The organism is Paenarthrobacter sp. RAF54_2 (assembly GCF_052113945.1).
GTDB lineage: Bacteria > Actinomycetota > Actinomycetes > Actinomycetales > Micrococcaceae > Arthrobacter.
This window is the reverse complement of sequence record NZ_JBFRDV010000015.1, coordinates 99,720-122,573: the sequence shown is the minus strand read 5'-3', so window position 1 is coordinate 122,573 and position 22,854 is coordinate 99,720. Positions and strand designations below refer to the sequence as shown.

Genomic DNA, 22,854 nt, shown 5'->3' with positions numbered 1-22,854 from the left:
AATGACTGATATCACTACTGAAAAGGCACGCATCGGCGCGCCCTCGGCCCAGCCGTTTATCAACGGCTTCACCGAGGAAGGCGAAAACCTTTCGCCCGTAAATACCGGAACAAACACCAGCACGACGTCGGAACAGCCTGCTGCTGGTCCGCTCGGTGGCGCATCGGTCAAGAGCCACTCGCATGGCGGCGGCGTCGGCATCCCGGACAGCTCCCGCGCCGGCCGCCTCACGTCCTACAAGCTGGAGGACTTCAAGCCCCTGACCGGCCTAGAAGAAGACTGGCGTTTCACGCCGCTGAAGCGCCTGCGCGGTCTCCACACCGAGGTCCTTAACGGTGCAGCTCCGGCTGTCAGCGTGACTGCACCGTCCGGCGTCGTCGTCGAAACGGTTGGCCGCGAGGACAAGCGGATCGGCCAGGCAGCCATCCCCGAGGACCGCGTGTCCGCCAACGGTTGGGAGAACTTCGCCGAAGCTACCGTTGTCACGGTTCCGGCTGAGCTCCAGGCCGAGAGCGAAGTTTCCGTCCTGATCACCGGATCCAGCGAGGCTCCTGCTGCCCAGCACATCGTGATCGTGGCAGAGCGTTTCTCCAAGGCGGTTGTGGTCCTGGATCACCAGGGCACGGCTGTTGTCTCCGAGAACGTTGAGATCATCGTCGAAGATGGCGCTGAGCTCACGGTCGTGTCCTTGCAGGAATGGGCCGACAACGCTGTTCACGCGTCGGCCCAGCAGGCCAGGATCGGCCGCGACGCGAAGTTCAAGCACATTGTGGTCAGCCTCGGCGGCGACGTCGTGCGCGTTACGCCGTCCACCCGCTTCACGGCCCCTGGTGCCGACGTCGAAATGTTCGGCTTGTACTTCGCCGATGCCGGTCAGCACCTTGAGCAGCGCCTGTTTGTTGACCACGCGGTGGCCAACTGCAAGTCGCGCGTGCTCTACAAGGGCGCGCTGCAGGGCCGCAATGCCCACACTGTGTGGGTGGGCGACGTCCTGATCCGTAAGGAAGCAGAAGGCACTGACACCTATGAGGCCAACCGCAACCTGGTCCTGACGGACGGCGCGCGTGCGGACTCTGTGCCGAACCTGGAAATCGAAACTGGACTCATCGAGGGTGCCGGCCATGCCAGCGCCACCGGCCGTTTCGACGACGAGCACCTTTTCTACCTCATGGCACGCGGCATTCCCGAAAAGGCAGCCCGCCGCCTGGTGGTCCGAGGCTTCCTCAACGAGATCATCCAGCAGATCAACGTCCCGGCAATCGAAGAACGCCTGACCGCAGCTGTTGAGCGCGAACTCGCCGCGACCGACAACTAGCAAAGACCAGGCAGGACAAGCATGAGTGAACAAACCAAGGGCGAACTGGTATGCAACGCCAATGACATCCAGGTCAAGCAGGCGCTGCGCGTCCTGATCGATGACTATCCGGTAGCCATCGTGAGGGACTCGATGGGCGAGATCCATGCCATCGGCGATACCTGCTCGCACGCGGACATCTCGCTGTCTGAAGGCGAGATTGAAGGCTGTGCGATTGAGTGCTGGGGCCACGGTTCCCAGTTCGACCTCCGCAGCGGACAGCCTCTTCAGCTGCCTGCCTACGACCCCGTTCCCGTTTTCGCAGTCACCATCGATGGTGACGACGTCTACGTGGACGTGACCAACGTTGTGAACGGTGCTTCGGTAGATAACTACTAAGCGCCCGGTATCACCAGACTTACGAACGGAAAAGAAAGAAGAGCATGTCTACTCTTGAGATCAAGGACCTGCACGTCAGCATCGAGACGGAGCAGGGCACCAAGGAGATCCTGAAGGGCGTCAGCCTCACCATCAAGACCGGTGAAACGCACGCCATCATGGGCCCCAACGGCTCGGGCAAGTCCACCCTCGCGTCCACCATCGCCGGCCACCCGCGCTACACGGTGACCAGCGGTACCATCACTCTCGATGGCGAAAACGTCCTGGAAATGAGCGTTGACGAGCGCGCCCGTGCAGGCGTCTTCCTCGCCATGCAGTACCCGGTAGAGGTTCCCGGCGTCACCATGACGAACTTCCTGCGTACCGCCAAGACGGCGATCGACGGCGAAGCACCCGCCCTTCGTACGTGGACCAAGGACGTCAAGGCTGCCATGCAGCAGCTGCGCATCGACGCCGACTTCGCTCAGCGCAACGTCAACGAAGGCTTCTCCGGTGGCGAGAAGAAGCGCGTCGAGATCCTTCAGCTCGAGCTCTTCAAGCCGAAGTTCGCTGTTCTGGACGAGACCGACTCCGGCCTCGACGTCGACGCCCTCAAGGTAGTTTCCGAAGGCGTCAACCGCGCACACGCAGAGGGAAACATGGGCACGCTGCTCATCACCCACTACACCCGCATCCTGCGCTACATCAAGCCCGACTTCGTCCACGTTTTCGTCGATGGCAAGGTCGTTGAAGAGGGCGGCCCCGAACTGGCCGACCGTCTTGAAGAAGAGGGCTACGACCGCTACGCCGCAGGCGCAGGCGTTGCCGTTGCTCCTGCCGTACAGGCCTAGTTAGGATCATTCCATGACCGAAATCAACGCGGCGCGCACCAGCCTCGAGGACGTTGAGGAAGCGCTCAAGGACGTCATTGACCCGGAGCTCGGTGTCAACGTCGTGGACTTGGGCCTCCTCTATGGCCTGAAGTACTCAGATGAGGACGGCGCACTCCTGATCGACATGACACTGACGACGGCGGCTTGCCCGCTCACGGACGTGCTGGAAGAGCAGGTAGGCAAGTCCCTCGACGGAGTCGTGGACGAGTGGCGCCTGAACTGGGTATGGATGCCGCCATGGGGTCCCGAGCGGATCACCGACGACGGCAAGGACCAGATGCGGGCCCTCGGCTTTAACATCTGATCGGCAGTTTTCGCCCTCCAAGGGCAAAGAAATGGTTCCGGACCTGTGGTCCGGAACCATTTCTGCATTAGCCGTTGGCTCAGGAAATAAACCGTGCCCACCGCAGCTATGGCGCCGCAACACCAAACGTGTCGCATTTGTTGATGTCGCCCGTGGCGTATCCCTGGTAGAACCACTTCTGCCGCTGCGCGCTTGAGCCATGGGTCCAGGACTCCGGCGAGACCCGACCTGTTGCTGCCTTCTGGATTCGGTCATCGCCGACGGCGGAGGCAGCGGACAGCGCGTCCTGCAGGTCCTGCTCGGTGAGGGGGTCAAGGAACGGCTTGCCCGTTGCCGGGTCTTTCTGCGTGGTCGCATGGCGAACCCAGAGTCCTGCGTAACAGTCCGCCTGCAATTCAACCCGGACTGCACCGGACTCCGGCCCTTGGGGGTCCTGTTGTGCCCGGTCAAGGTTGCCCAGGATGTTTTGGATGTGATGGCCGAATTCATGGGCCACCACATACTCCTGCGCCAGCGGCCCACCTGATGAGCCAAAACGGGTCACGAGCTCATCGAAGAACCCGGGGTCGAAGTATGCCTTGGTATCCGCCGGGCAGTAGAACGGACCGACAGCCGTGGTAGCAGCACCACATCCGGTATTCGTCCCTTGCTCGAAGATGACTGTCCCGGGCCGGGAATACTGAACGTTGTACTGGGCGAGATATTCGGGCCAAAAAGCATTAAGGCTGTTGACAGTGCCTGTGATCCGGCAGTCGAGTCGTTTGTCCGCATCAGCGCCCGTCTTGCACTCCTGTACACCGCCGCTTCCACCTTCGACGGCGGGTGGCTGGGTTCCGCCGCCAGTCAGGTCGCCAAGGATGTTGGGGTTGATTCCGAAGAGGGCCAGAAGCAGCACGACGATGCCACCACCAATCCCGCCACCTATTTTCGTCCCGCGGCCCATGCCTCCGCCGCGTCGGTCTTCTACTTGGGATGGGTCTAGCTGCGCACCGTCATTGAAACTCATACAGTCAGAATAGACGTCACCATTGGTGCCGGAGGGCGGACACTGCCGTAAAATTGCGGGGATGCCTTTCCTGGATAAAATTCAGCTCTGGGCCGATGAGCGTCCCCACGACACCGCCGTCGTTGTGGGCCGCAGCCGGCTCAACTGGGCCGAGCTCCGCGACGCCGCGGCAAGCCTGCTTGGCCACGCGGCGGCCACTACTGTGCTTGCCGAACCCAACTCCACTGACTTCGTCGCGAAGTTTACGGCGGCGGTGGCGGGGGAGCGCCGCTGTGCTGTGCTGGACCCACTGTGGCCTGCAGCAATGGTGGAGGAAGTGACGTCGCGCATCGTCGATCCCGCCATAGCAACCGATGTGGAACTTGTAGACGGAGATCCGTCCACTACCTTCCTGATTGGGCTTACGTCCGGCACCACTTCGGTGCCGAAGGCGTTCACGCGGTCCCGCCGTTCGTGGCAGGTTTCGTTCGACGCTTCGATCGAGTTCTTTGGGCTGTCTCAGGATGATCGGACCCTGGCAGCAGGTCCGCTCTCCTCCAGCTTGAACCTCTACGCCCTGTCTGAGTGCCTGTACGCGGGCTCTGCATTCCATACGCTGGAGTCTTTCGATGTCGGTGACGCCCACGCTTCGATCAGCCATGACAACATCACAAGACTGGTGCTCACCCCGACCATGCTTCGTTTGCTCAGCGAACGCGGCTTAGCTGGGGATGTGGATGCTTCCGGCATCCGGAGCATCATCTGCGCCGGTTCCAAGCTCGATGGCCGTACGTTGGAAGCGGCGCGCCGTTGGGCTCCACATGCTGCCATCTTCGAATACTACGGAGCCTCCGAGTTGAGCTTCGTCTCCGGCACACGGCTGGCTGCCGGCGAGCCCCTCGACGTTGGGGGTACCGGCATTGGGCGTCCATTTCCTGGTGTGGAACTGCGAATCCTGAACGACACCGGCCAGAATCTTCCGGACGGCGAGCACGGCAACATCAGCGTCCGCAGTGGAATGGTCAGCAACGGCTACCTCTGGGGCGACGACGGCCAAGCCCTCCGCTGCTTGGATGGCTGGTACACCGTTGGGGACCAAGGCTATCTCGCCGACGGGACCCTGCACATTCTGGGACGTCGTTCGGACATGATCATCACTGCGGGAAAGAACGTGTACCCGCACGAGGTGGAACTCGCCCTCGCCTCCGTTCCAGGCATTGAAGTTGCGGTAGCAGCCGGAGCTCCGGATGACATCCGCGGTCAAAAGGTGATTGCCGGCGTCGTTCCTGCCTACGGTGCCGTCACGGCGACGCAGCTGCGCACCGGCCTTGATGGCCTGCTCGCCCGTGACAAGTGGCCACTGCAGTACTACGTCCTGTCCGAGCTACCCATCACGGATCGCGGTAAGGTCAGCCGGATGGTACTGCTCGACTGGATCAAAAACCATGACGTCCGGGCGCGTCCCCTTGGGTAGCGGCGGCCCCTTGGGAAGCGACCCTTCCATGCAGCAGGTCGACGAGTCCCGCCAGCCGGTCATCATCGCGGCGCTGCGGACTCCGATCTGCCGGGCAAACGGGCAGCTGAGGCAGCTCCGCGCCCCGGATCTCCTGGCACCGGTCATCCGTTCCCTCATCGAATCGGCTGGCATTGATCCAGCCGCGGTGAACGATGTCATCATGGGCAATGCTGTTGGTGGTGGCGGAAACGTGGCGCGCTTCGCCGCGCTCCAGGCCGGTTTGCCTGTCACGGTCCCGGGGCTCACCGTGGACCGGCAGTGTGGTTCCGGCTTGGATGCCATTGCGCTTGCGGCGCGTCTGGTTGGCGCCGGCGGCGACCCGCTCTATGTTGCCGGAGGGGTGGAAAGCATCAGTACGGCTCCAGCGCGGGCCAACAGGACCGACGACGGCGGACTGGACTTTTTCTCTCGGGCCGCCTTTGTGCCACCCCTGTTTGGTGATCCTGACATGGGTGTGGCTGCGGAAAATGTGGCCCGCACATTTGGTATCAGCCGTGAGCGGCAGGATGAGTACGCCCTCCGCAGCCATCGGCGGGCTCTTGAGGCTGCGGCAGCGGGCAAGCTCGCACGCGAAATCGTGCCGCTTGAAGACGCCGGGACGATCGTCGACGCCGACGACGGCCCCAAGCCTTCGTTGCGCGCCCCACTGATGTCGCGGTTCCCGGCAGTTTTCGTCCCCGACGGGACTGTCACGGCAGCGAACTCGTGTTTTGATGCCGACGCAGCTGCCGCCGTCGTCATAACTTCGCTGAAGCGCGCCCGGGAGATGGGCGCGGTGGACGGCTTGCTGGTTTTGGGTTGTGAGACCACAGGTGTGGATCCGGAGTTGCTGGGCATCGGGGCTGCACACGCCGCCGAGCAGTTGTTGGCTCAACATGGCGTGGCTGCAACCGACGTAGACCTCATCGAATTCAATGAAGCCTTTGCGTCCCAGACCATCGCTTGCCTTGATCATTTGGGTATCGATCCTGGAAAAGCCAATGCCGAGGGCGGGGCCTTGGCTTTTGGGCACGGTTACGGCGCTTCGGGGGCTGTTCTGGTGACGCGCTTGCTTACCCAGGCTCGTGGCGTCTCCCAAAATTCCGGAGTAGCACCGTTGGGCTTGGCCATGATCAGTATCGCGGGGGGCATGGGCACAGCGGCCCTCATGCGCTACGCCCGGCTCCAGCCCAACTGACCAGCATTAGTGGTTGTTATGACGCCTGAAAACAACCACGAATGCCAGCTACTTGGGTTCGTCAGGTTCCCCGAGTCCTCGGGCGGCCAAGGCATCGCCGGTTTGGCGCGCGTAAGCGACAGTCGTGATAAAGACGGGGAGTATCAGTGCCCTGGGATTGCGTTCAAGTCCGCGGGCCCGAGCCGCATCCCTGACGTCCGAAAAGGCTCCGGCAATGAAGGGGATGCTCCTGAGCATCACGGCGATGGTGAGCGCGAAACGCTCGGGATCGGCACCAAAGCGCTGGAACGGTTTGGCGAGGGAGACAACGCCGTCCAACAGGTCCTGGACGGGTGTGGTGGCAGTCAGAACCGAGGCTGCGACGACGCACACCAGGACGTTCAGGACGATGCGTGCAGCCGTGGGGGCACCTAATTGCCACCATTGGAACAATCCGATCACCACGAGGATGGGCGTCACCATCCATATGGCACGCATCAGACGGCGCAAACCGGCCCCGCTCAGCAGGAACAAGCTGCACATGATGGCGAAGACCAGCAGCGAAACTGCCCAGTCGACAATCAGGAAGGACGCGGTTCCGCACCCTGCAACCACCAGGAATTTCAGCCACAACGGGGTTCGGTGGATTGGCGAGTTGCCCGGCACATAGTTTGCTATCAGGAAGCCGTGGCCCCTCATAACCGGCCTCGTTCGGGGCGTTCGCCGAGGCTCGGAACCTCACCAAGGCCCGGAGCCTCCCAAAAGCCCGGAACTTCGTCGAGCGCAGTTGCGCATAGCTCCCGGTACCGTGCAACACCTTCAGCCGCACCGCCGTCGAAGACTATCCGCCCCGACTCCACCACGAGGACACGATCCATCTCCAACGCAAGGTCGAGGTCGTGGGTGGACATGACGACTTGCTGCTCCAGGCCCGCCAACGTGCGCCGCAACAGCTCGCGATTACGCAGGTCAAGGAGGGTGGATGGCTCGTCGAGGACCAACACCTTGGGATTAACGGCGAGGACTGCAGCCAAGGCGAGCAACTGACGCTCCCCACCGGAGAGCTCATAGATGCTCTGGTCAGCCAGGGGCAGCAGGCCAAACCTGTCAAGAACTGCTTCCGCGCGCGCGGCTCGTTCGCGGGTGTTCTTGATGGAGCGGCGGAGGGAGAGCTCAACGTCTTCACGGCCGGTAGGCATCACCAATTGCGACAAGGGATCAGTGAAGACGAATCCGACGTTTGCACGAACCCGGCGCACGGCTTTAACTGTGTCATCGCCGTAGACGTCGACAGTTCCGTCGCTGGGCTCCACCAGCCCGTTCAACAGCCGCAATAACGTGGACTTTCCGGAGCCGTTGGCACCGATGACGCCGATACGCCGCTCGGTGAGGCTTAAGGAAACATCCTCCAGCAGGGTCTTGAACGTTCTGCTGCCGTCAATGGCTACACGAACCGAGACCCTGTTGAAGTTGATGGAGTTCATAGAGATATTGTTTCCGACTTTTACGTGACGCAGGCTATTTGACCCTGCGGACCAGGACATCCGGGAAGGCCTTGTGAATAGCCACCGCAATGATCACGGCGAGGACATTCTTGATGATGTCCCCGGGGTAGAAGGCCAGATCGGCAATGAAGGCTTTGGTGAAGTCCAATTTGCCGTTGACCATCATGCCCAGGACGCCCAGGCCGTGGATGAGGACGATGCTGCTGACCATGGCGGCAGCAAACAGCAGCAGGGAACGGCTCCGTACCGTCTTGCGGATAATCAACGCCGCCAGATAGCCCGTGGCAGCCGCGGCAAGGGGGAAAGCAATGATGTAGCCCGCGGATGGAGTAGCCAGGATGCCCAGTCCGCTGCGGCCCCCGCTGAAGATCGGCAGGCCAGCCAGGCCAAGGAGGACATAAAGCCCGACGGCGGCGAATCCCCGCCCGGGGCCAAGCACCAGACCGCTCAACATCACAGTGAGGGTCACCAAGGTGATCGGCACGCCAAGGGCGCCAACCGGAATGCCGGGAACGATCGCGGACGCGGCCACCAGGGCTGCGAAAACGGCAATGAGGCCGAGGTCTGTGGCGGTCCATCGCTTGCGCGAAGAGTTGCGCTCCACAGAGGCGGAGGTGGTTTGGCTCATGACGGGTCCTATCAGGAAATGCTGTGGGTGCGAGGTTGAAGTTTGTTTCCCCCAACAGTGAGGATACGGAGCTTGGGAAGGGGCTTTTTTGGAGCCTCTCCACAACTGTTGACATTAATCCTGTGTGAAATGGCACAATCAGCCCTTCGGGCGACGTTATGTCCGAGGGAGGGCAGGCTGCCGGTAGACTTGAACAGGCTGTTCTCACGGCCGTCCCCGCCGCAACTACCGGGCCAACCGGTCACGCAGGCGTTCCCCATTGAAAGGCATCACCCGAATTGATTACCGTCCAGGAACTCGAACTCCGCGCCGGCGCACGCCTGCTCATGGACAAGGTCAACTTCAGGGTAGACAAAGGCGACAAGATCGGCCTTGTCGGCCGCAACGGCGCGGGCAAGACCACTTTGACCCGCGTCCTCGCGGGCGAAGGCCTTCCGGCTGGCGGCAAAGTGACCCGCAGCGGTGAGATCGGCTATCTGCCCCAGGATCCCCGCACCCCGGACATGGAACAGCTCGCCCGTGATCGCATCCTTTCTGCCCGTGGCTTGGACGTGGTGGTGGGAAAGCTGAAGAAGGCCCAGGCCGAGATGGCCAGCGAGGACGAAGCAGTCCAGCGCAAGGCCATGAACCGCTACGATCGCTTGGAAGCTGAATTCCTGGCTGGCGGCGGATACGCCGCTGAAGCTGAGGCAGCCGCGATCTCCTCCAACCTTGCGCTCCCTGAACGTATCCTCAACCAGCCGCTGAAGACCCTCTCCGGTGGCCAGCGCCGTCGTGTTGAGCTCGCCCGCATTCTGTATTCCTCGGCAGAAACCCTGCTCCTCGACGAACCCACCAACCACCTCGACGCCGACTCCATCACGTGGCTGCGCGACTTCCTGAAAGACCACCAGGGCGGACTGATCGTGATCAGCCACGACGTCGAATTGCTGGAAGCCACTGTCAACAAGGTGTACCACCTTGACGCCAACAGGGCCCAGATCGACTACTACAACATGGGCTGGAAGCGCTATCTCCAGCAGCGCGAAACGGATGAACGAGCCCGCAAGCGCGAACGCGCCAATGCTGAAAAGAAAGCCCAGGTCCTCATCGACCAAGCCAACAAAATGCGTGCCAAGGCAACAAAAGCTGTCGCAGCGCAGAACATGGCAAAGCGTGCTGAACGTCTCCTCGGCGGCTTGGAAGCCGTCCGCGAAAACGATCGCGTCGCCGCCCTGCGCTTCCCGGATCCGTCCCCGTGCGGCAAGACCCCACTGACCGCCGAAGGGCTCAGCAAGTCCTACGGCTCACTGGAGATTTTCACTGACGTGGACCTGGCGATCGATCGCGGTTCCAAGGTGGTCATCCTTGGCCTCAATGGTGCCGGCAAGACTACCCTCCTGAGAATGCTTGCAGGCGTGGACAAGCCGGACACCGGCGACATCATCCCGGGACACGGATTGAAAGTGGGCTACTACGCCCAGGAACACGAAACCTTGGATCACGATCGCACGGTCCTTGAAAACATGCGTTCCTCCGCACCTGACATGAAGGACGCCGAGGTCCGCGGCATTCTGGGTTCGTTCCTGTTCTCTGGTGACGACGTCGAAAAGCCGGCGGGAGTTCTGTCCGGCGGTGAGAAGACCCGGCTGGCCCTCGCGACCATCGTTGCCTCCAGCGCCAACGTGCTGCTCCTCGACGAGCCCACCAACAACCTGGACCCAGCCAGCCGCGCGGAAATCCTCGGTGCGCTGAAGAACTACAGCGGCGCCGTCGTCATGGTCAGTCACGATGAAGGCGCCGTCTCAGCCCTGAATCCGGAACGCGTGGTGCTGCTGCCGGACGGTGTTGAAGATCACTGGAACGAGGACTACCTGGACCTGATCACCTTGGCCTAGTCCGCCTCGCCGTCCGCTGCGGACCGTGCTTCGTTCCGCTGCGCGGCGCACAGCGCGTTGTGGTTGCGTTCCGCTTCGCGGCGCGCTTGATGTGCCGCTGCGCAACGTGCTGGGTTCCGCTGCGCACCCCGCCGGATTTGCCGCGTGCTCGCTCGTTCCTCGCTTGGACGCACGCTACACAAATCCACCGCGCTGCTCCGCTCGTGAGTCAGTCGCCTTCGCGGGGGCTAGCGGACCTGCAACGGCTCGGCGTTTGTTATCCTTTGCAGCTGGTCGTAGGTGATGGAGAACATTGAATTGTGGTCTCCGGCGCCGGCCCACAGTAGTGGGTGTTCTTGCAGCGAGGTGTCCAGGATGGTTCTTATGCGTTGTGGGTGACCGACTGGGGCTACTCCTCCCACTTCCTGGCCGGTGTGTTTTAGTACGAAATCTGGCTTCGCGCGGCGGATCTTTTCGGTTCCCAGGAGTTTGGCTACCAGTGTCGTATCTACCTTTGCGGCTCCGCTGGCGAGTATCAGCAAAGGTTTGCCGTCGAGTTCGAAGATCAGGCTGTTCGTAATGGCCGCAACGTCACATCCAAGGACGGAGGCCGCGGCAGTAGCGGTGGGCACCTCGTCCTCGAAGATCCGGACCGTGTCCTCAGCGCCTGCCGCCGTAAGGGCCGACTTGACGTTGAGCACGGGGTCCGGGATCGCTTCAGTAACCTTGGGCATCCAGGATTGCGTCTTCCTCTTCTTCTGACGTGGGGCGCTTGTTCTTTCGGTTTGCCGGCACGCGGCGCTTGGGTGGCCCGTTGGCAGCAATAACTTCCTCGGCGTCGTCTTCGTCCTCTTCAGCGTCGATGGCAGCGTTACGCGCCTGCTGCCTGGCTGCGTAGCCGAAACCAATGAACATCAGGACGCCGAAGGCAAACCACTGCAGGGAGTACGAGAGGTGCGTGCCCTCTTCCGTCGCTGGTTTGGGGAACGGCGTGGGCATGGGTTGGACTGCGGGATCTTCGCTGGCCAGCTGCCCATAAGCGCCCGTCGCGATGGGGTAGGGGAGTTCGCTTGCAAAGCTGGCCAGGTCAATGGATGGCAGTTGTCCATCCACCGCACCGCGGTCCAGCTTCGGTTCCGTTGGCTTGAGGCGGGCGACCACGGTCACCTCACCCACGGGAGGTGCCGGAACGACGTCGGGACGGCCCGGCGTGTTGTTGCCTATCGGCAACCAGCCGCGGTCGATAACCACCGCTTCGCCGGTTGTGAGACGGAAAGGAACCACGACGTCGTAACCTGGCTGCCCGTTCAACGGACGGTTCCGTACAACGCGCTGGCCATTCAGGTCGTAACTACCCCGCAGTTCCACCTGGGTCCACTCCCGCTCGGGGTCCAGGGTGCGGAACTGGTCCTTGATCCCAGCGAAGGGGACAGGCGTCGCGGAGTAGTTGTTCACCACGCGGTTGATCTCAGCCAGCGTCTCTGCCCGCCGATCCATTTGCCAGCGGCCGAGGAACACGCATGCTGTGGCGAAGATAACGGCCAGAACGAAATAGCCCAGCCACTTGCTGGAGAAAAGGAAACGATACATTCAGCGGGCCTCGCCAACAGCAGCGTCATCTGCCTCGAAAGGGACGGTCTCTTTCCAGAGGCCCCGCGTTTGGAGGTAGTCCTCAAGCCACTCGCGGTGCTCGTTGCACGAAAGCCAAACCTTCCGCCGTTCGGGGGTATGGATCCGGGGGTTATTCCACAGGAGTTGCCACGCCGCCCCCTCCCGGCATCCCTTACGGGAGCACAGGGCGGGGCCACTGGCGCGATCGGACTCCTGGCTGCCCAAACCGGCGCCGCCAAGGTTAAAGATGTTCATGAAGCCGCCCGTTCGTTGCCGGCGTCCCCGGCCTTCGGTGTATGAGTCGCGTCAGGCTCTGTTTCCTGACTTGGTGGATCATCGTCCACCACCTCGCCTTTTAGCACGGTGACGTTGTCCGTCGATTCCTCTTCAGTGGGCAGCGAAGAGCCCTCGATTTCCGCTGTTCCCACGTAGTCCAGCAAGGAATCGCTGTGATCCTCGGCTTTGTCGCTGCCATTGGCGATGACCACGGCTATCCAGGGAAGGAACACGGCGCCGGCCACGGCAATTATTTTCAACCAGCCGTCCACCACGAAGATCAGGATGATGCAGACCATGCGAATACCCATCGCCACTGCGTACTTGATCATGCGCTCCCGCATGTCTTCCGAGTGGGCAGCCGCGGCATCGGTGATGCTGTGGACTTCGGGGTCGCCGGAGACGGCGTCCGGATCCCCGGGCACCTGCTGCAGGGGACTGTTTTCTCGTGTCACAACTGAATCATCACGCTCCAAAGGCTTCACTCAATTCTCTCACCAAGGCGGTGGCCGCCCAAACCGCGGACGGGCCGGTTACCGGGCGGTTGGAGCACGTGCCCGATAAGATCGAGGCAGGAAATCCCCTCTTCACCGCAGCACACCCATGCCGCAGAACCTGGAGCGAAAGTATGTCTGAAGCAGTATCCACCGGCCGGAGCGTCCTCATCACCGGCGGCAACAGGGGCATCGGCCTGGCCATTGCCGAGTCCTTCCTCGCGAACGGTGACAAGGTGGCAGTGACCTATCGAAGCGAAACAGAACTGCCTGAAGGCATCCTGGGAGTCAAAGCCGATGTCACTGACGAAGCCTCGATCGATGCCGCCTTTAAGACAGTAGAAGAAGCGCACGGCCCGGTGGAGGTTTTGGTTGCCAACGCCGGCATCACCAAGGACACGCKGCTCCTGCGCATGAGTGAGGACGACTTCACCTCCGTGCTGGACACCAACCTCACCGGTGCGTTCCGCGTCATTAAGCGTGCTTCCAAGGGCATGATCCGTCTCCGCAAAGGCCGCGTGGTCCTCATCTCATCGGTCTCCGGGCTGTATGGCGCTCCGGGCCAGATCAACTACTCTGCCTCGAAGGCGGGCATGGTGGGCATCGCACGCTCGCTGACCCGCGAACTGGGCAGTCGGGGGATCACGGCCAACGTGGTTGCTCCGGGATTCATCAACACGGACATGACGGCAGAACTTCCCGAGGAAACCCAGAAGTCGTACCTGGCAAACGTGCCGGCAGGCCGTTTCGCCGAGGCTTCCGAGGTAGCCAATGTTGTGCGTTGGGTTGCCAGCGACGAGGCTGCCTACATTTCAGGGGCAGTGATTCCCGTTGACGGCGGTCTCGGCATGGGCCACTAAAGCGGCCCGCTCCGAGGCAAACAGCAGGTTTTTTGTCGCCAGCCGACAACGGGGTTCGAGTCGGTCGCTGGCATGATGGAACCCGGGCCCACACATTTTTAGATGAAGTGAACAAAAGGAGCACGAATGGGAATGCTGGATAACAAGACCGCGATCGTCACGGGATCTTCGCGTGGCATCGGTGCTGAAGTCGCCAAGATCCTCGCGGGTGAGGGCGCCGCTGTGGTCGTCAACTACCGTCAGAAGGCACCGCGCGCCAACAAGGTCGTCGCTGAAATCCAGGCAGCGGGCGGCCGCGCTGCGGCCGTGGGTGCAGACCTCACCACCGACGAAGGCGTTCACACTCTTGCCAGCACCGCAATGGAGCAGTTCGGCTCGCTTGACGTGCTGGTGCTGAACGCATCCGGTGGCATGGAGTCCGGCATGGAGGAGGGCTACGCCCTCAAGCTAAACCGCGACGCCCAGATCAACATGCTCAATGCGGCTGTGCCGCTCATGCGCGAAGGCTCGCGCGTCGTCTTCGTCACCAGCCACCAAGCGCATTTCGTGGAGACCGTTCCCACCATGCCTGAATACGAGCCGGTAGCAAAGAGCAAGCGCGCCGGTGAGGACGCACTGCGCGCACTCCTGCCCGACCTTGCCGACAAAGGCATCTCGCTGGTGGTTGTTTCCGGTGACATGATCGAGGGCACTGTGACGGCCACCCTGCTTGACCGCTCCAACCCGGGCGCCATCGAGGCCCGCCGCGCAGAAGCAGGCAAGTTGTATTCCGTTGAAGAATTTGCGGCAGAGGTCGCCAAGATGGTGACGGCCGACGTCGAAACCGGCCACACCGAATACGTGGGTGGAGCAGACTACTTCGGCAAATCCGCCGAGTAGGCACCCTGGCAGAATTAGTTGTGGCCCGGACACTCGTCCGGGCCACAACTGTTTAACCGTCCAGATGCCAATCAAAGGTGGGCCATGACAAATTTGATAAATTGTTCAGTTTCCTGCAACACGAAATACTAAAAGTTGTTTCAAGTTCCCGCTTTTGCATTTGGGGAATCTATCTGATTGAATCTGCAAGGCGTCGTCGTCCCTAAATGCAAGCAAACTGTATTAAGCCAAGGTAGGAACTTTATGGCAGTGTCCAGGGTCGAGCCCACTACTGTGAACTAGGAGCATCTTTGGACCTGTTACTGCACGCTGATGATATTCATGCGTCCTACGATCAAAGGCGCATCCTCAAGGGCGTTGAGCTTTCCCTCCACCGCGGCGAGATCCTGGGATTAATCGGGACCAATGGTGCGGGCAAAACCACTCTCATGGGCGTATTGGCAGGATCCCATAAGCACGATGACGGGCATATCATGCTGGCTGGCGAGAAATACGGACCGGATTCCATGGAGGAAGCCCAGGCTTGCGGCGTCGGCCTCATCCCGCAAAACTTCCGCCTCGACCCTGAACTGACCGTCGCCAAGGCCATTTTTCGCGGAACTTTTCAAGCTGACAAATCCCATGATGAACTCCGGATTCAGGCAGTTAAACTCATCAAGGACATCGGGATCAACTTGGATCCGGACGTGAAAGTGGGCACGCTGATCCGTGCCGAGCAGACACTCGTGGAAGTTCTGAGAATGGTGGCCGAAGAAGCCCAACTCGTCATCATGGACGAAGTTGCTGCGTCGCTACCGGATCATGACGTCGCCGTCCTGCATCAAGTTTTGCGGATGCTCGTCGGGCAGGGGCGTGCGATCATCTACATTACCCATCGCCTTGATGAAGTCCGCTCCATAGCCCACCGCATCGCTGTCATGCGGGACGGCAAGGTCCACAAAATCCTGGAAGCCAGCCGGACAGACGTCGACGAGCTCGCTTTCCTCTTGCTTCAGCACAAGCTGGCCAACACCTCCAGACCCACTGATCCGGCACCCGGAGATGAAGCTATGCGGGTGGTTGAGCTCACTGTGGAAGACAGTATCCGCGATATTTCCTTCAGCGTATCCAAAGGTGAGATTTTCGGGTTGGCGGGAACACATCGCTCAGGCATATATCAATTGCTTGAAGCGCTTGTGGGTATTCACCCGAGGACCTCGGGCCAGATTTTCATGCAAGGAAAACCTGTACAGATCCGAGGGCTGCAGGATGCACTGCGTTTGAAGATCGGTTACTTGTCAGACACCGCAGACACCCTGGAATCGGCAAGTGGAATCGTTGAAGGCCTTCAGCGCAGTGACGATACGGCCGGGTCCAATTTACAGGATGAGATCACTCAGCTTCGTGGCGTGATCGAACTGGTTCGCCGTATGCGCATCAACACGACAAACATCCATGGCGCCATCACCACTCTTTCGGGTGGCGATCGCCAGAAGGTGCAGCTTGCCAAGTGGATGACGAGCGACTGCGATGTGTTGATCCTTAGCCACCCCAGCCGCGGTATAGATGTTGGGGCCAAAGAGACGGTGTACAGGATGCTCCAGGAGCTCAGCCGAACCGGGGTCGCGATCATCCTGTTGTCGTCGGATTTGTCGGAACTGGTCAGCTGGTGCCATCGGATTGGGGTGATGCGCAACGGCGAAATGATAGCCATAGAGGCTAATGCCAATACCAACGAAGACGCCCTGGTACACCATATGCTGGGGGAGAAGTTCACGTCCGGCAGTGGGGAAGCCCGTCGCGTGAAGAGTTGACTGCAGTGTGCCTTCCTGACGTGAAACCGAAAGGGGCGACCGCGAATGCGCGGCCGCCCCTTTCGCTCTTACGGGGAAGATCAGATAGTAATTCCCTTGGCGAGATTGTTGAGCTTGTGGCGCGCCAATGCAAGGTTTGCGTAGGTGCGGTCAAGCACCAAGTAGACAAACAGGCCCTTGGAACCGCCTGAGTTAAGAACGTTGATCAGGTGGTACTGCGAACCCAGGGTGATGAGGATGTCTTCGATATCGCTATCCACGTGCAGGTCGGCCATGGTGCGGAGTTTTGCACTGACAACATTCGAGTTACCGGCAGCGGCCACTCCCAGGTCAAAGCCAGGACTTCCGCCCTGGGCCAAAGCCATTCCGCTGGAGTAGTCCACGACGGCCGCGCCTGTTGCGCCCTCGATGGACAGCAACTGCTTTATGGATTCGTCAAGCGTGCTCATATTTTGTTCTTCCTTTTCTTTTTTATCATCACCGATATGTGTGAAGTAGACCGCCCCGGGCTGCTGGTACACCGGTGCATTACGAAGTGATTCATCCTCATGGGCATGCACTTCAGCAGGAACATGCTTTTCCCGACGTTGCCACCATCTTCGTGCGTGCCGCGAACGATTCACTTTCTGCCCCTGCTGGTCTTAATCCCGGGCCGCCTAATGCATCACGACTCCGTCTTGGAATTTCCAACAATACACATTAAGAAGCCAACGGAACGCACTGTCTCAAGAAGCGAACCAGTTAGTGACAATCGCATAAATTATTCGAAAGTTAGCGTCACGAAATGCGACCCCGGGCTTCCGAGGCGCTTCTGTGCAGCGCCTTTCGATTAATGAAAGCGACGTTAATAATGTGGTCTCCTCCAGCTTCCGTCGTATTTTGGAAGATCACTTGATACGGAGTACGCCGAATCAAAAGGGCTATCCCGTCAGGAGCCCTGTCAGGCGTTTTGGACGCATTGGCGAGCATGTCCCGGAAACCCTGGTGGTTTTCCACGTGCCCCCGGATCCCGGATTGATCAAAAGACGCCAGGGTAGACAACCACACAGTTCCATCTGCCTCGATAACTCCGTGAGCCGGGTACACCACGTGGCCGGTTTCGGTGGCGAAGCCGAAGTCTGTTGGAAAGATCTTGAACCGCGCACACCAAGCGGCGAAGTGCTTCCTCAGCACACCGTCAGGATCTGCTGAAACAACAGATCTGAAAAGGGTTTCATGCTCCGGCAACGCATCTCCTTCGGATGGGCAAGCCGATGTTCGCTCACCGGCAAGGGTCACATCTGATGAGTGTCCTGAAAGCGCCAATCGTTTCGCTGAAAACCCTGTGAAATGCGCAACATGAACCCTGTCGTCCCGCTACTCGAATGGTGGAGGTCCCTGGGCAACTGCCCGGGGCACCATCAATCGAAGGGACAAGTGTGATAAATCAACGCGCATCACGGCACTGGCGAGCGGCCACTGCCACCTTGGTCGGGGCGGTGCTGACTGTGTCATTTTCCGTTGCCCCAGCTTCGGCCGCACCCGTGATTGGCAGCGACCAAACCGGTTCCATCACCGTTCACAAGTTCGAGAAGCCGATCGGTGGAGGCGGCGGCGGGAACAACGGCGGCGGACACGGTGGCGGCGGCAGTAATGGCAGCGGGAACGGTGGCAGCGGCAACAACCTTTCCCGCGTCGTTCCGGACACCACCGCGCTGACGCCCCTGGCTGGGATTGAGTTCACGATCCAGCAGGTCAACACCATTGATCTGTCCACCAATGCGGGCTGGGACGCGGCACACAACCTCAGCGGCGTCTTCGCGTCGTCTGACCCGTCCGGTTCCATCACAGGCGCTGGATACACGTTGGGTGCTGGCCAGGCCCAGGTCACTGCTGCTGATGGCACTACCGTCTTCGCTAACTTGCCGATCGGCCTGTATCTGGTGACGGAGACCAACTATCCGGCCGGAGTCACCCCATCGGCTCCGTTCCTTATCTCGGTGCCGCTAACCGATCCAGACAACCAGGACAACTGGATCTACGATGTCGACGTGTACCCGAAGAACTCTGTTTCGGGTGCGGAGAAGATCGTCACTGATGCTCCCGACGTCAAGCTCGGCGACCAGGTCGATTGGACGATCACAGCTGATATCCCGAACGAGGCCGTGATTGACGGTTACAAGGTGGTGGATCAGCTCGACACCAAACTGACCTACGTCGGTGCCACCGCCCAGTTGGAGGATGGTACGCCACTTATCGAAGGTACGGATTACGTTGTGGGCTTCGACGCCACAACCAACACCGTCTCGGTGGTCTTCACCGATGACGGGCGTGCCTTGCTGGCAGCCCGCACCCAAACCCGTGTTCAGGTCATGGTGAGCACCAAGGTCAACACCATCGGGGAGATCGAAAACGAAGCACTCGTCTACCCGAACGCTGCGAGCTTCAACATCACCCCCGGCCAGCCGGGAGGGCCAATCGTAACGCCGCCTGTCGCTACCAAATGGGGCGGGATGACGTTGCAGAAGGTGGACGAGAATGCTGCCGCCCTGGCCGGCGCTTCTTTCTCGGTCTACACCAATGAGGCTGATGCCAAGGCAGGCACCAACCCCGTGGATATTGAAGGCCAAAGCGTCTTCACCGTTGCCGGCGATGGAACGTTGACCATTTCAGGCCTGCGCTACTCGGATTGGGCCAACGGTGTGGCCGTTGCCCCTGGGGACGCGGACTACCGCACCTACTACCTGGTGGAGACCACAGCGCCGACAGGGTACGAACTGCTCGCCGAGCCTGTGTCCTTCCTGATCAACTCCACCACCACAGCCGTCGGTATTGACCTGAGCGTGAAGAACATCCCGTCCAACAACGGCTTTGAACTGCCGCTGACTGGCGGCGTGGGAACCGGCATTCTTTACGCAGCCGGTGCTCTGCTGGTCATTGGTGCCGGCTTGTTGTTCGTCCGCAACCGCAGGGCGGGTAGGAACAGCTAAGCACGTGGGCTTCAGACGTTGGCGATGTGCCGCACCGCATCAAGGTACGGCATGTTGATGACGGCGTCTGCCGCTGCACGGACGGCCGGTTTGGCGTTGAAGGCAACGCCAATTCCGGCCGTCCCCAGCATGTCGAGGTCGTTGGCGCCGTCGCCCACAGCAATGGTGTGCTCAAGGTCGATTCCCTCAGCGGCCGCCCACTCACGCAGGTACTTCTCCTTGGCTGCGCGATCAATCACGTCGCCCAGCACCCGGCCCGTCAACGCGCCATCGACGATTTCCAGCTCGTTGGCAATCCAGTAGTCCAGGCCAAGTTCTTCAGCGATTGGCCCCAGGATCTGGTTAAAGCCGCCTGAAACAACAGCCACCACGTGGCCTGCCTCCTTGAAGGCGGCCACCAGTTCTGCTGCACCAAGGCTGAGGCGCACTTCCGCGCGAACTGAATCGACGACGGCGGCAGGCAGCCCTGCGAGCACCTCAACGCGGGCGTACAGGCTCTGGGCGAAATCCAGCTCCCCACGCATGGCCGCTTCGGTAACAGCTGCAACTTCATCGCGCTTGCCCGCATACGCCGCAAGCAACTCGATGACTTCCTGCTGGATCAGCGTGGAATCCACATCCATGATGAGGAGCTTCCTGGGAGCCTGGCGAAGGGCCTCCGGAACGATCGCAGTATCTACTCCGGCATTCGCGGCCTCAGCCACCCGCCGTCGAATAGCACTTAGTTCTGCAGGTGTGATTGCATCAACGGCGAGACCGGCCGTGTGAACACCGAAGCGGTCGTCCCCGGAATGTGATTCCGATGACACTGCGGCACCGGCATCAGCCAGCACTTTGCGCACGTTATCAAGCGATTCAGGGGACAAATTCACGCCATAGCTGACTGCAGCCAAGTTCGAAGTCATGGCCTCAATCCTACTGAGCGTGCCAGGTTCACCCGAATTCGTTTCTCCGCAGCAGCGAGCACCTATGCCCGGTTATCAGTCATCTGTATTTTTGTCCTAGTGTCTACTGCTATGAGTGATGTTCTGGAATTGGCTTCCGTCAGCGTTGTCCGAGGCAAGAAGACCCTGCTGGACAAGGTTGACTGGCAGGTCAACGAAGGCGAACGCTGGGTCATTCTTGGCCCCAACGGCGCAGGCAAAACCACACTTCTCCAGATTGCTGCAGCACGCATGCACCCGTCCAGCGGAAGGGCAGGGATCCTTGACGAAACCCTGGGCCGGGTGGACGTCTTTGAACTGCGCCCGCGGATTGGCCTTTCCTCGGCAGCACTCGCTACCCAGATTCCGGAACACGAGAACGTCCTCAATGTCGTAGTTACCGCGGCCTATGGCGTCACGGGCCGCTGGCGTGAAGGATACGAGCGCGACGACGAGCGTCGCGCCTTTGGCCTTCTGAACGACTGGGGGATGGGCCCGCTGCTCAACCGCACGTTTGCCACTCTCTCCGAAGGTGAGCGGAAGCGGGTGCAGATCGCGCGCGCACTCATGACCGATCCCGAACTCCTGCTCCTGGATGAACCGGCGGCCGGACTGGACCTCGGGGGGCGCGAAGAGCTCGTGCACAAACTTGGTGAACTGGCCAAGGACGAGGCGGCTCCGGCGACGGTCCTGGTTACCCACCACCTCGAAGAAGTTCCCCCGGGATTCACCCACGCAATGCTGCTGCGCGAAGGTGGAGTAGTGGCAGCTGGTGCCATCAAGGACGTTCTCACGGACGAACACCTGAGCAACACCTTCGGCCTTGCCCTGGACGTCACGGAAAACGCCGGCCGCTACACCGCAACTGCACGCCGCTAGGCGAACTCTTCGTCAACTGTGGAGATTCTTAGCAGCGTCCTGGTCTTTTTCGCGGGCTTGTGGGCCGGCACCATTAATGCGGTAGTCGGCTCCGGCACCCTCGTGACTTTTCCAGTGCTCATTGCGCTGGGCGTAACCCCGGTGGTTGCCTCCATGAGCAACGCCATGGGCCTGGTGGCCGGAACTGCGGCCGGAGCATGGGGATATCGCCAGGAACTCGCGGGCCGCGGCAGGCAGTTGCTGAAGCTGCTGCCGGCTTCACTTCTGGGCGGCATCACTGGCGCATGGTTGTTGCTGCACCTTCCGGACAAGGTGTTCCATTACGTCGCCCCCGTCCTGTTGGTACTGGCGCTGCTGATGGTGGTGTTCCAGCCTCGACTCCAGGCCTCAGTGCGAAACCGTGAAGAGAACCCGGAGCATGCCCTCAGGGACCGGAGCCACGGCATCCTCCTCGTGGTCCTGGTTTACCTCGCCGGGGTATACGGCGGCTACTTCGTAGCGGCCCAAGGGATTTTGCTCGTAGGAATATTGGGCGTGTTCCTCACTGGGACCATGCAGAACGCCAACGCCATGAAGAACATCCTCGTGCTCGGCGTTAACATGGTGGCCGCTGTGTCCTACCTGATCTTTGCCTTCGATCGCATTAACTGGCTCGTGGTCCTGCTTATCGGCGTGAGCTCAACCATTGGAGGCCTGGTTGGATCCAAGGTTGGCCGCAAGCTTTCCCCGCGCGTTTTGCGTGCGATTATCTTCACCCTTGGCATCGTGGCCCTCGTCGTCATGATCGCCAACCTGCTGAAATAATCACCCGGTGACGTTCCACTACCTTGAGTCCGCGGATGATCCCCGCGTGACCGACTACACCACCCTGACCGATGTGCACCTTCGCAAGCTCCGCGAGCCTAAGGAAGGCATGTACATCGCCGAATCCTCCAAGGTTCTTCGTCGGGCGCTGGCAGCAGGTCATCAGCCACGTTCCTTCTTCCTGGCTGAGAAGTGGCTGGAAGACCTCGACGACGTTTTCCGGGCCTATCCCGACGTTCCGGTCTTCATCGGCAAGGCCAAGCTGCTGGAAGAAATCACGGGATTCCACCTGCACCGCGGAGCGATGGCAGCCATGCACCGTCCGGAACCGGTGCCGCTCACGGAGCTGCTGGCCGGTGCCCGCCGGATTGCCGTACTGGAAGACATCGTGGACCACACGAACGTCGGCGCCATCTTCCGTTCAGCTGCCGCCTTGGGAATGGACGCCGTGCTTGTTTCGCCGCGCTGCGGGGACCCGCTGTATCGCCGGAGCGTCCGGGTCAGTATGGGAACGGTCTTCCAGGTTCCCTGGGCACGTCTGGAAAGCTGGCCCGGCGACCTCGAAAGGCTCAAGGAACAGGGCTTCACAGTTGTCGCTATGGAATTGACCGAAGACGCTGTTGACCTTGACGAACTCGCTGCCCGCAACATCCCCAAACTCGCTCTGGTACTTGGCACGGAAGGTGCCGGAATGAGCGCAGAGACGCTTGCCGCCGTCGACCTCGCCGTCAAGATTCCGATGCGCGCCGGAGTCGATTCACTGAACGTCGCATCCGCCTCGGCGGTGGCGTTCTGGGAGCTTCGCCCGCAGGACTGAGCCTGGTTCGTGCGCCCGGCTGGTTTCGGCTATG

Annotated in this window: 25 protein-coding genes; 14 read left to right on the top strand and 11 right to left on the bottom strand. The window is 60.8% G+C overall.

The features are described 5' to 3' along the window. Position 1: 1 nt before the first annotated feature. From sufD to AB4Y87_RS16430, 4 genes are read left to right on the top strand one after another with little or no spacing between them, the layout of a single operon-like run. Positions 2-1,315, top strand: a complete 1,314-nt coding sequence (sufD, locus tag AB4Y87_RS16445) for a Fe-S cluster assembly protein SufD (protein WP_442005380.1) — start codon at positions 2-4, stop codon at positions 1,313-1,315. A 21-nt stretch (positions 1,316-1,336) separates the two neighbouring features. Then, positions 1,337-1,693: a non-heme iron oxygenase ferredoxin subunit gene (locus AB4Y87_RS16440; RefSeq protein WP_377653811.1), complete on the top strand. Its 357-nt coding sequence runs from the start codon at positions 1,337-1,339 to the stop codon at positions 1,691-1,693. A gap of 44 nt (positions 1,694-1,737) precedes the next feature. After that, complete coding sequence (sufC, locus tag AB4Y87_RS16435; RefSeq protein ID WP_224090246.1) at positions 1,738-2,523, top strand: Fe-S cluster assembly ATPase SufC; 786 nt, start codon at positions 1,738-1,740, stop codon at positions 2,521-2,523. 13 nt (positions 2,524-2,536) lie between these two features. Next, positions 2,537-2,869: a metal-sulfur cluster assembly factor gene (locus AB4Y87_RS16430; protein WP_216925770.1), complete on the top strand. Its 333-nt coding sequence runs from the start codon at positions 2,537-2,539 to the stop codon at positions 2,867-2,869. 106 nt (positions 2,870-2,975) lie between these two features. Here the strand turns inward: AB4Y87_RS16430 and ypfJ are convergent, their stop codons facing one another. After that, positions 2,976-3,875, bottom strand: coding sequence for a KPN_02809 family neutral zinc metallopeptidase (ypfJ, locus tag AB4Y87_RS16425; protein ID WP_442005379.1), 900 nt, complete (start codon positions 3,873-3,875; stop codon positions 2,976-2,978). A 61-nt stretch (positions 3,876-3,936) separates the two neighbouring features. On the opposite strand from ypfJ, the gene AB4Y87_RS16420 reads away from it, so the two are divergent. Continuing rightward, positions 3,937-5,328: a class I adenylate-forming enzyme family protein gene (locus AB4Y87_RS16420; RefSeq protein ID WP_442005378.1), complete on the top strand. Its 1,392-nt coding sequence runs from the start codon at positions 3,937-3,939 to the stop codon at positions 5,326-5,328. Then, the gene (locus AB4Y87_RS16415) at positions 5,300-6,547 is read left to right on the top strand and encodes a thiolase family protein (RefSeq protein ID WP_442005377.1); all 1,248 of its coding nucleotides are present in this window, start codon (positions 5,300-5,302) and stop codon (positions 6,545-6,547) included. Before AB4Y87_RS16420 ends, AB4Y87_RS16415 begins: the two co-directional genes overlap by 29 nt. 48 nt (positions 6,548-6,595) lie before the next feature. Here AB4Y87_RS16415 and AB4Y87_RS16410 read toward each other — a convergent pair whose 3' ends face one another. Genes AB4Y87_RS16410 through AB4Y87_RS16400 form a run of 3 tightly spaced genes read right to left on the bottom strand, consistent with a single transcriptional unit; the run spans position 6,596 to position 8,659 of the window. After that, complete coding sequence (locus AB4Y87_RS16410) at positions 6,596-7,225, bottom strand: energy-coupling factor transporter transmembrane component T family protein (protein ID WP_442005376.1); 630 nt, start codon at positions 7,223-7,225, stop codon at positions 6,596-6,598. After that, the gene (locus AB4Y87_RS16405) at positions 7,222-8,010 is read right to left on the bottom strand and encodes an energy-coupling factor ABC transporter ATP-binding protein (RefSeq protein WP_442005375.1); all 789 of its coding nucleotides are present in this window, start codon (positions 8,008-8,010) and stop codon (positions 7,222-7,224) included. The genes AB4Y87_RS16410 and AB4Y87_RS16405 overlap by 4 nt, the downstream gene beginning before the upstream one ends. A 34-nt stretch (positions 8,011-8,044) precedes the next feature. After that, a complete protein-coding gene (locus AB4Y87_RS16400; protein ID WP_442005374.1) occupies positions 8,045-8,659 on the bottom strand; it encodes a biotin transporter BioY in 615 nt (204 codons plus the stop codon). Between the two features lie 278 nt (positions 8,660-8,937). On the opposite strand from AB4Y87_RS16400, the gene AB4Y87_RS16395 reads away from it, so the two are divergent. Next, entirely contained in the window at positions 8,938-10,536 is a 1,599-nt protein-coding gene (locus tag AB4Y87_RS16395) for an ABC-F family ATP-binding cassette domain-containing protein (protein WP_223946045.1), read from the top strand. 227 nt (positions 10,537-10,763) lie between these two features. On the opposite strand, the gene AB4Y87_RS16390 is transcribed toward AB4Y87_RS16395, so the two are convergent. The 4 genes from AB4Y87_RS16390 to AB4Y87_RS16375 are packed head-to-tail and all read right to left on the bottom strand — an operon-like array spanning position 10,764 to position 12,878. After that, positions 10,764-11,249 (bottom strand): YbaK/EbsC family protein, encoded by a 486-nt coding sequence (locus AB4Y87_RS16390; RefSeq protein ID WP_442005373.1) that lies wholly within the window; start codon positions 11,247-11,249, stop codon positions 10,764-10,766. Then, complete coding sequence (locus AB4Y87_RS16385) at positions 11,233-12,105, bottom strand: SURF1 family cytochrome oxidase biogenesis protein (protein WP_442005372.1); 873 nt, start codon at positions 12,103-12,105, stop codon at positions 11,233-11,235. The genes AB4Y87_RS16390 and AB4Y87_RS16385 overlap by 17 nt, the downstream gene beginning before the upstream one ends. Continuing rightward, positions 12,106-12,381, bottom strand: a complete 276-nt coding sequence (locus tag AB4Y87_RS16380) for a hypothetical protein (RefSeq protein WP_442005371.1) — start codon at positions 12,379-12,381, stop codon at positions 12,106-12,108. Next, complete coding sequence (locus tag AB4Y87_RS16375) at positions 12,378-12,878, bottom strand: DUF3099 domain-containing protein (protein WP_442005450.1); 501 nt, start codon at positions 12,876-12,878, stop codon at positions 12,378-12,380. The genes AB4Y87_RS16380 and AB4Y87_RS16375 overlap by 4 nt, the downstream gene beginning before the upstream one ends. Before the next feature lie 152 nt (positions 12,879-13,030). Here AB4Y87_RS16375 and fabG point away from each other — a divergent pair, with 152 nt between their 5' ends. The 3 genes from fabG (at position 13,031) to AB4Y87_RS16360 (ending at position 16,428) form a co-directional block, all read left to right on the top strand. Further along, complete coding sequence (gene fabG, locus AB4Y87_RS16370) at positions 13,031-13,756, top strand: 3-oxoacyl-ACP reductase FabG (RefSeq protein WP_442005370.1); 726 nt, start codon at positions 13,031-13,033, stop codon at positions 13,754-13,756. Between the two features lie 126 nt (positions 13,757-13,882). Then, positions 13,883-14,635 carry an SDR family oxidoreductase gene (locus tag AB4Y87_RS16365; protein ID WP_442005369.1) on the top strand — a complete coding sequence of 251 codons (753 nt, stop codon included), beginning with the start codon at positions 13,883-13,885 and terminating at the stop codon, positions 14,633-14,635. Positions 14,636-14,925: 290 nt separating this feature from the next. Beyond that, complete coding sequence (locus AB4Y87_RS16360) at positions 14,926-16,428, top strand: sugar ABC transporter ATP-binding protein (RefSeq protein ID WP_442005368.1); 1,503 nt, start codon at positions 14,926-14,928, stop codon at positions 16,426-16,428. 80 nt (positions 16,429-16,508) lie between these two features. Here AB4Y87_RS16360 and AB4Y87_RS16355 read toward each other — a convergent pair whose 3' ends face one another. Both AB4Y87_RS16355 and AB4Y87_RS16350 read right to left on the bottom strand, forming a co-directional pair. Next, positions 16,509-16,877, bottom strand: coding sequence for a hypothetical protein (locus AB4Y87_RS16355; protein ID WP_442005367.1), 369 nt, complete (start codon positions 16,875-16,877; stop codon positions 16,509-16,511). Between the two features lie 328 nt (positions 16,878-17,205). Further along, positions 17,206-17,655 (bottom strand): hypothetical protein, encoded by a 450-nt coding sequence (locus tag AB4Y87_RS16350; RefSeq protein WP_442005366.1) that lies wholly within the window; start codon positions 17,653-17,655, stop codon positions 17,206-17,208. 191 nt (positions 17,656-17,846) lie between these two features. On the opposite strand from AB4Y87_RS16350, the gene AB4Y87_RS16345 reads away from it, so the two are divergent. Further along, on the top strand, positions 17,847-19,397 hold the full coding sequence (locus tag AB4Y87_RS16345) for a SpaH/EbpB family LPXTG-anchored major pilin (RefSeq protein ID WP_442005365.1): 1,551 nt from the start codon (positions 17,847-17,849) through the stop codon (positions 19,395-19,397). Positions 19,398-19,408: 11 nt separating this feature from the next. On the opposite strand, the gene serB is transcribed toward AB4Y87_RS16345, so the two are convergent. Then, positions 19,409-20,302, bottom strand: coding sequence for a phosphoserine phosphatase SerB (gene serB / locus AB4Y87_RS16340; protein ID WP_442005364.1), 894 nt, complete (start codon positions 20,300-20,302; stop codon positions 19,409-19,411). 111 nt (positions 20,303-20,413) lie between these two features. Between serB and AB4Y87_RS16335 the strand changes: the two genes are divergently transcribed. The 3 genes from AB4Y87_RS16335 to AB4Y87_RS16325 are packed head-to-tail and all read left to right on the top strand — an operon-like array spanning position 20,414 to position 22,820. After that, positions 20,414-21,199, top strand: coding sequence for an ABC transporter ATP-binding protein (locus AB4Y87_RS16335; RefSeq protein ID WP_442005363.1), 786 nt, complete (start codon positions 20,414-20,416; stop codon positions 21,197-21,199). 18 nt (positions 21,200-21,217) lie between these two features. Further along, a complete protein-coding gene (locus AB4Y87_RS16330; protein ID WP_442005362.1) occupies positions 21,218-22,003 on the top strand; it encodes a sulfite exporter TauE/SafE family protein in 786 nt (261 codons plus the stop codon). Between the two features lie 7 nt (positions 22,004-22,010). Next, positions 22,011-22,820, top strand: coding sequence for a TrmH family RNA methyltransferase (locus tag AB4Y87_RS16325; protein WP_442005361.1), 810 nt, complete (start codon positions 22,011-22,013; stop codon positions 22,818-22,820). Positions 22,821-22,854: the final 34 nt, after the last annotated feature.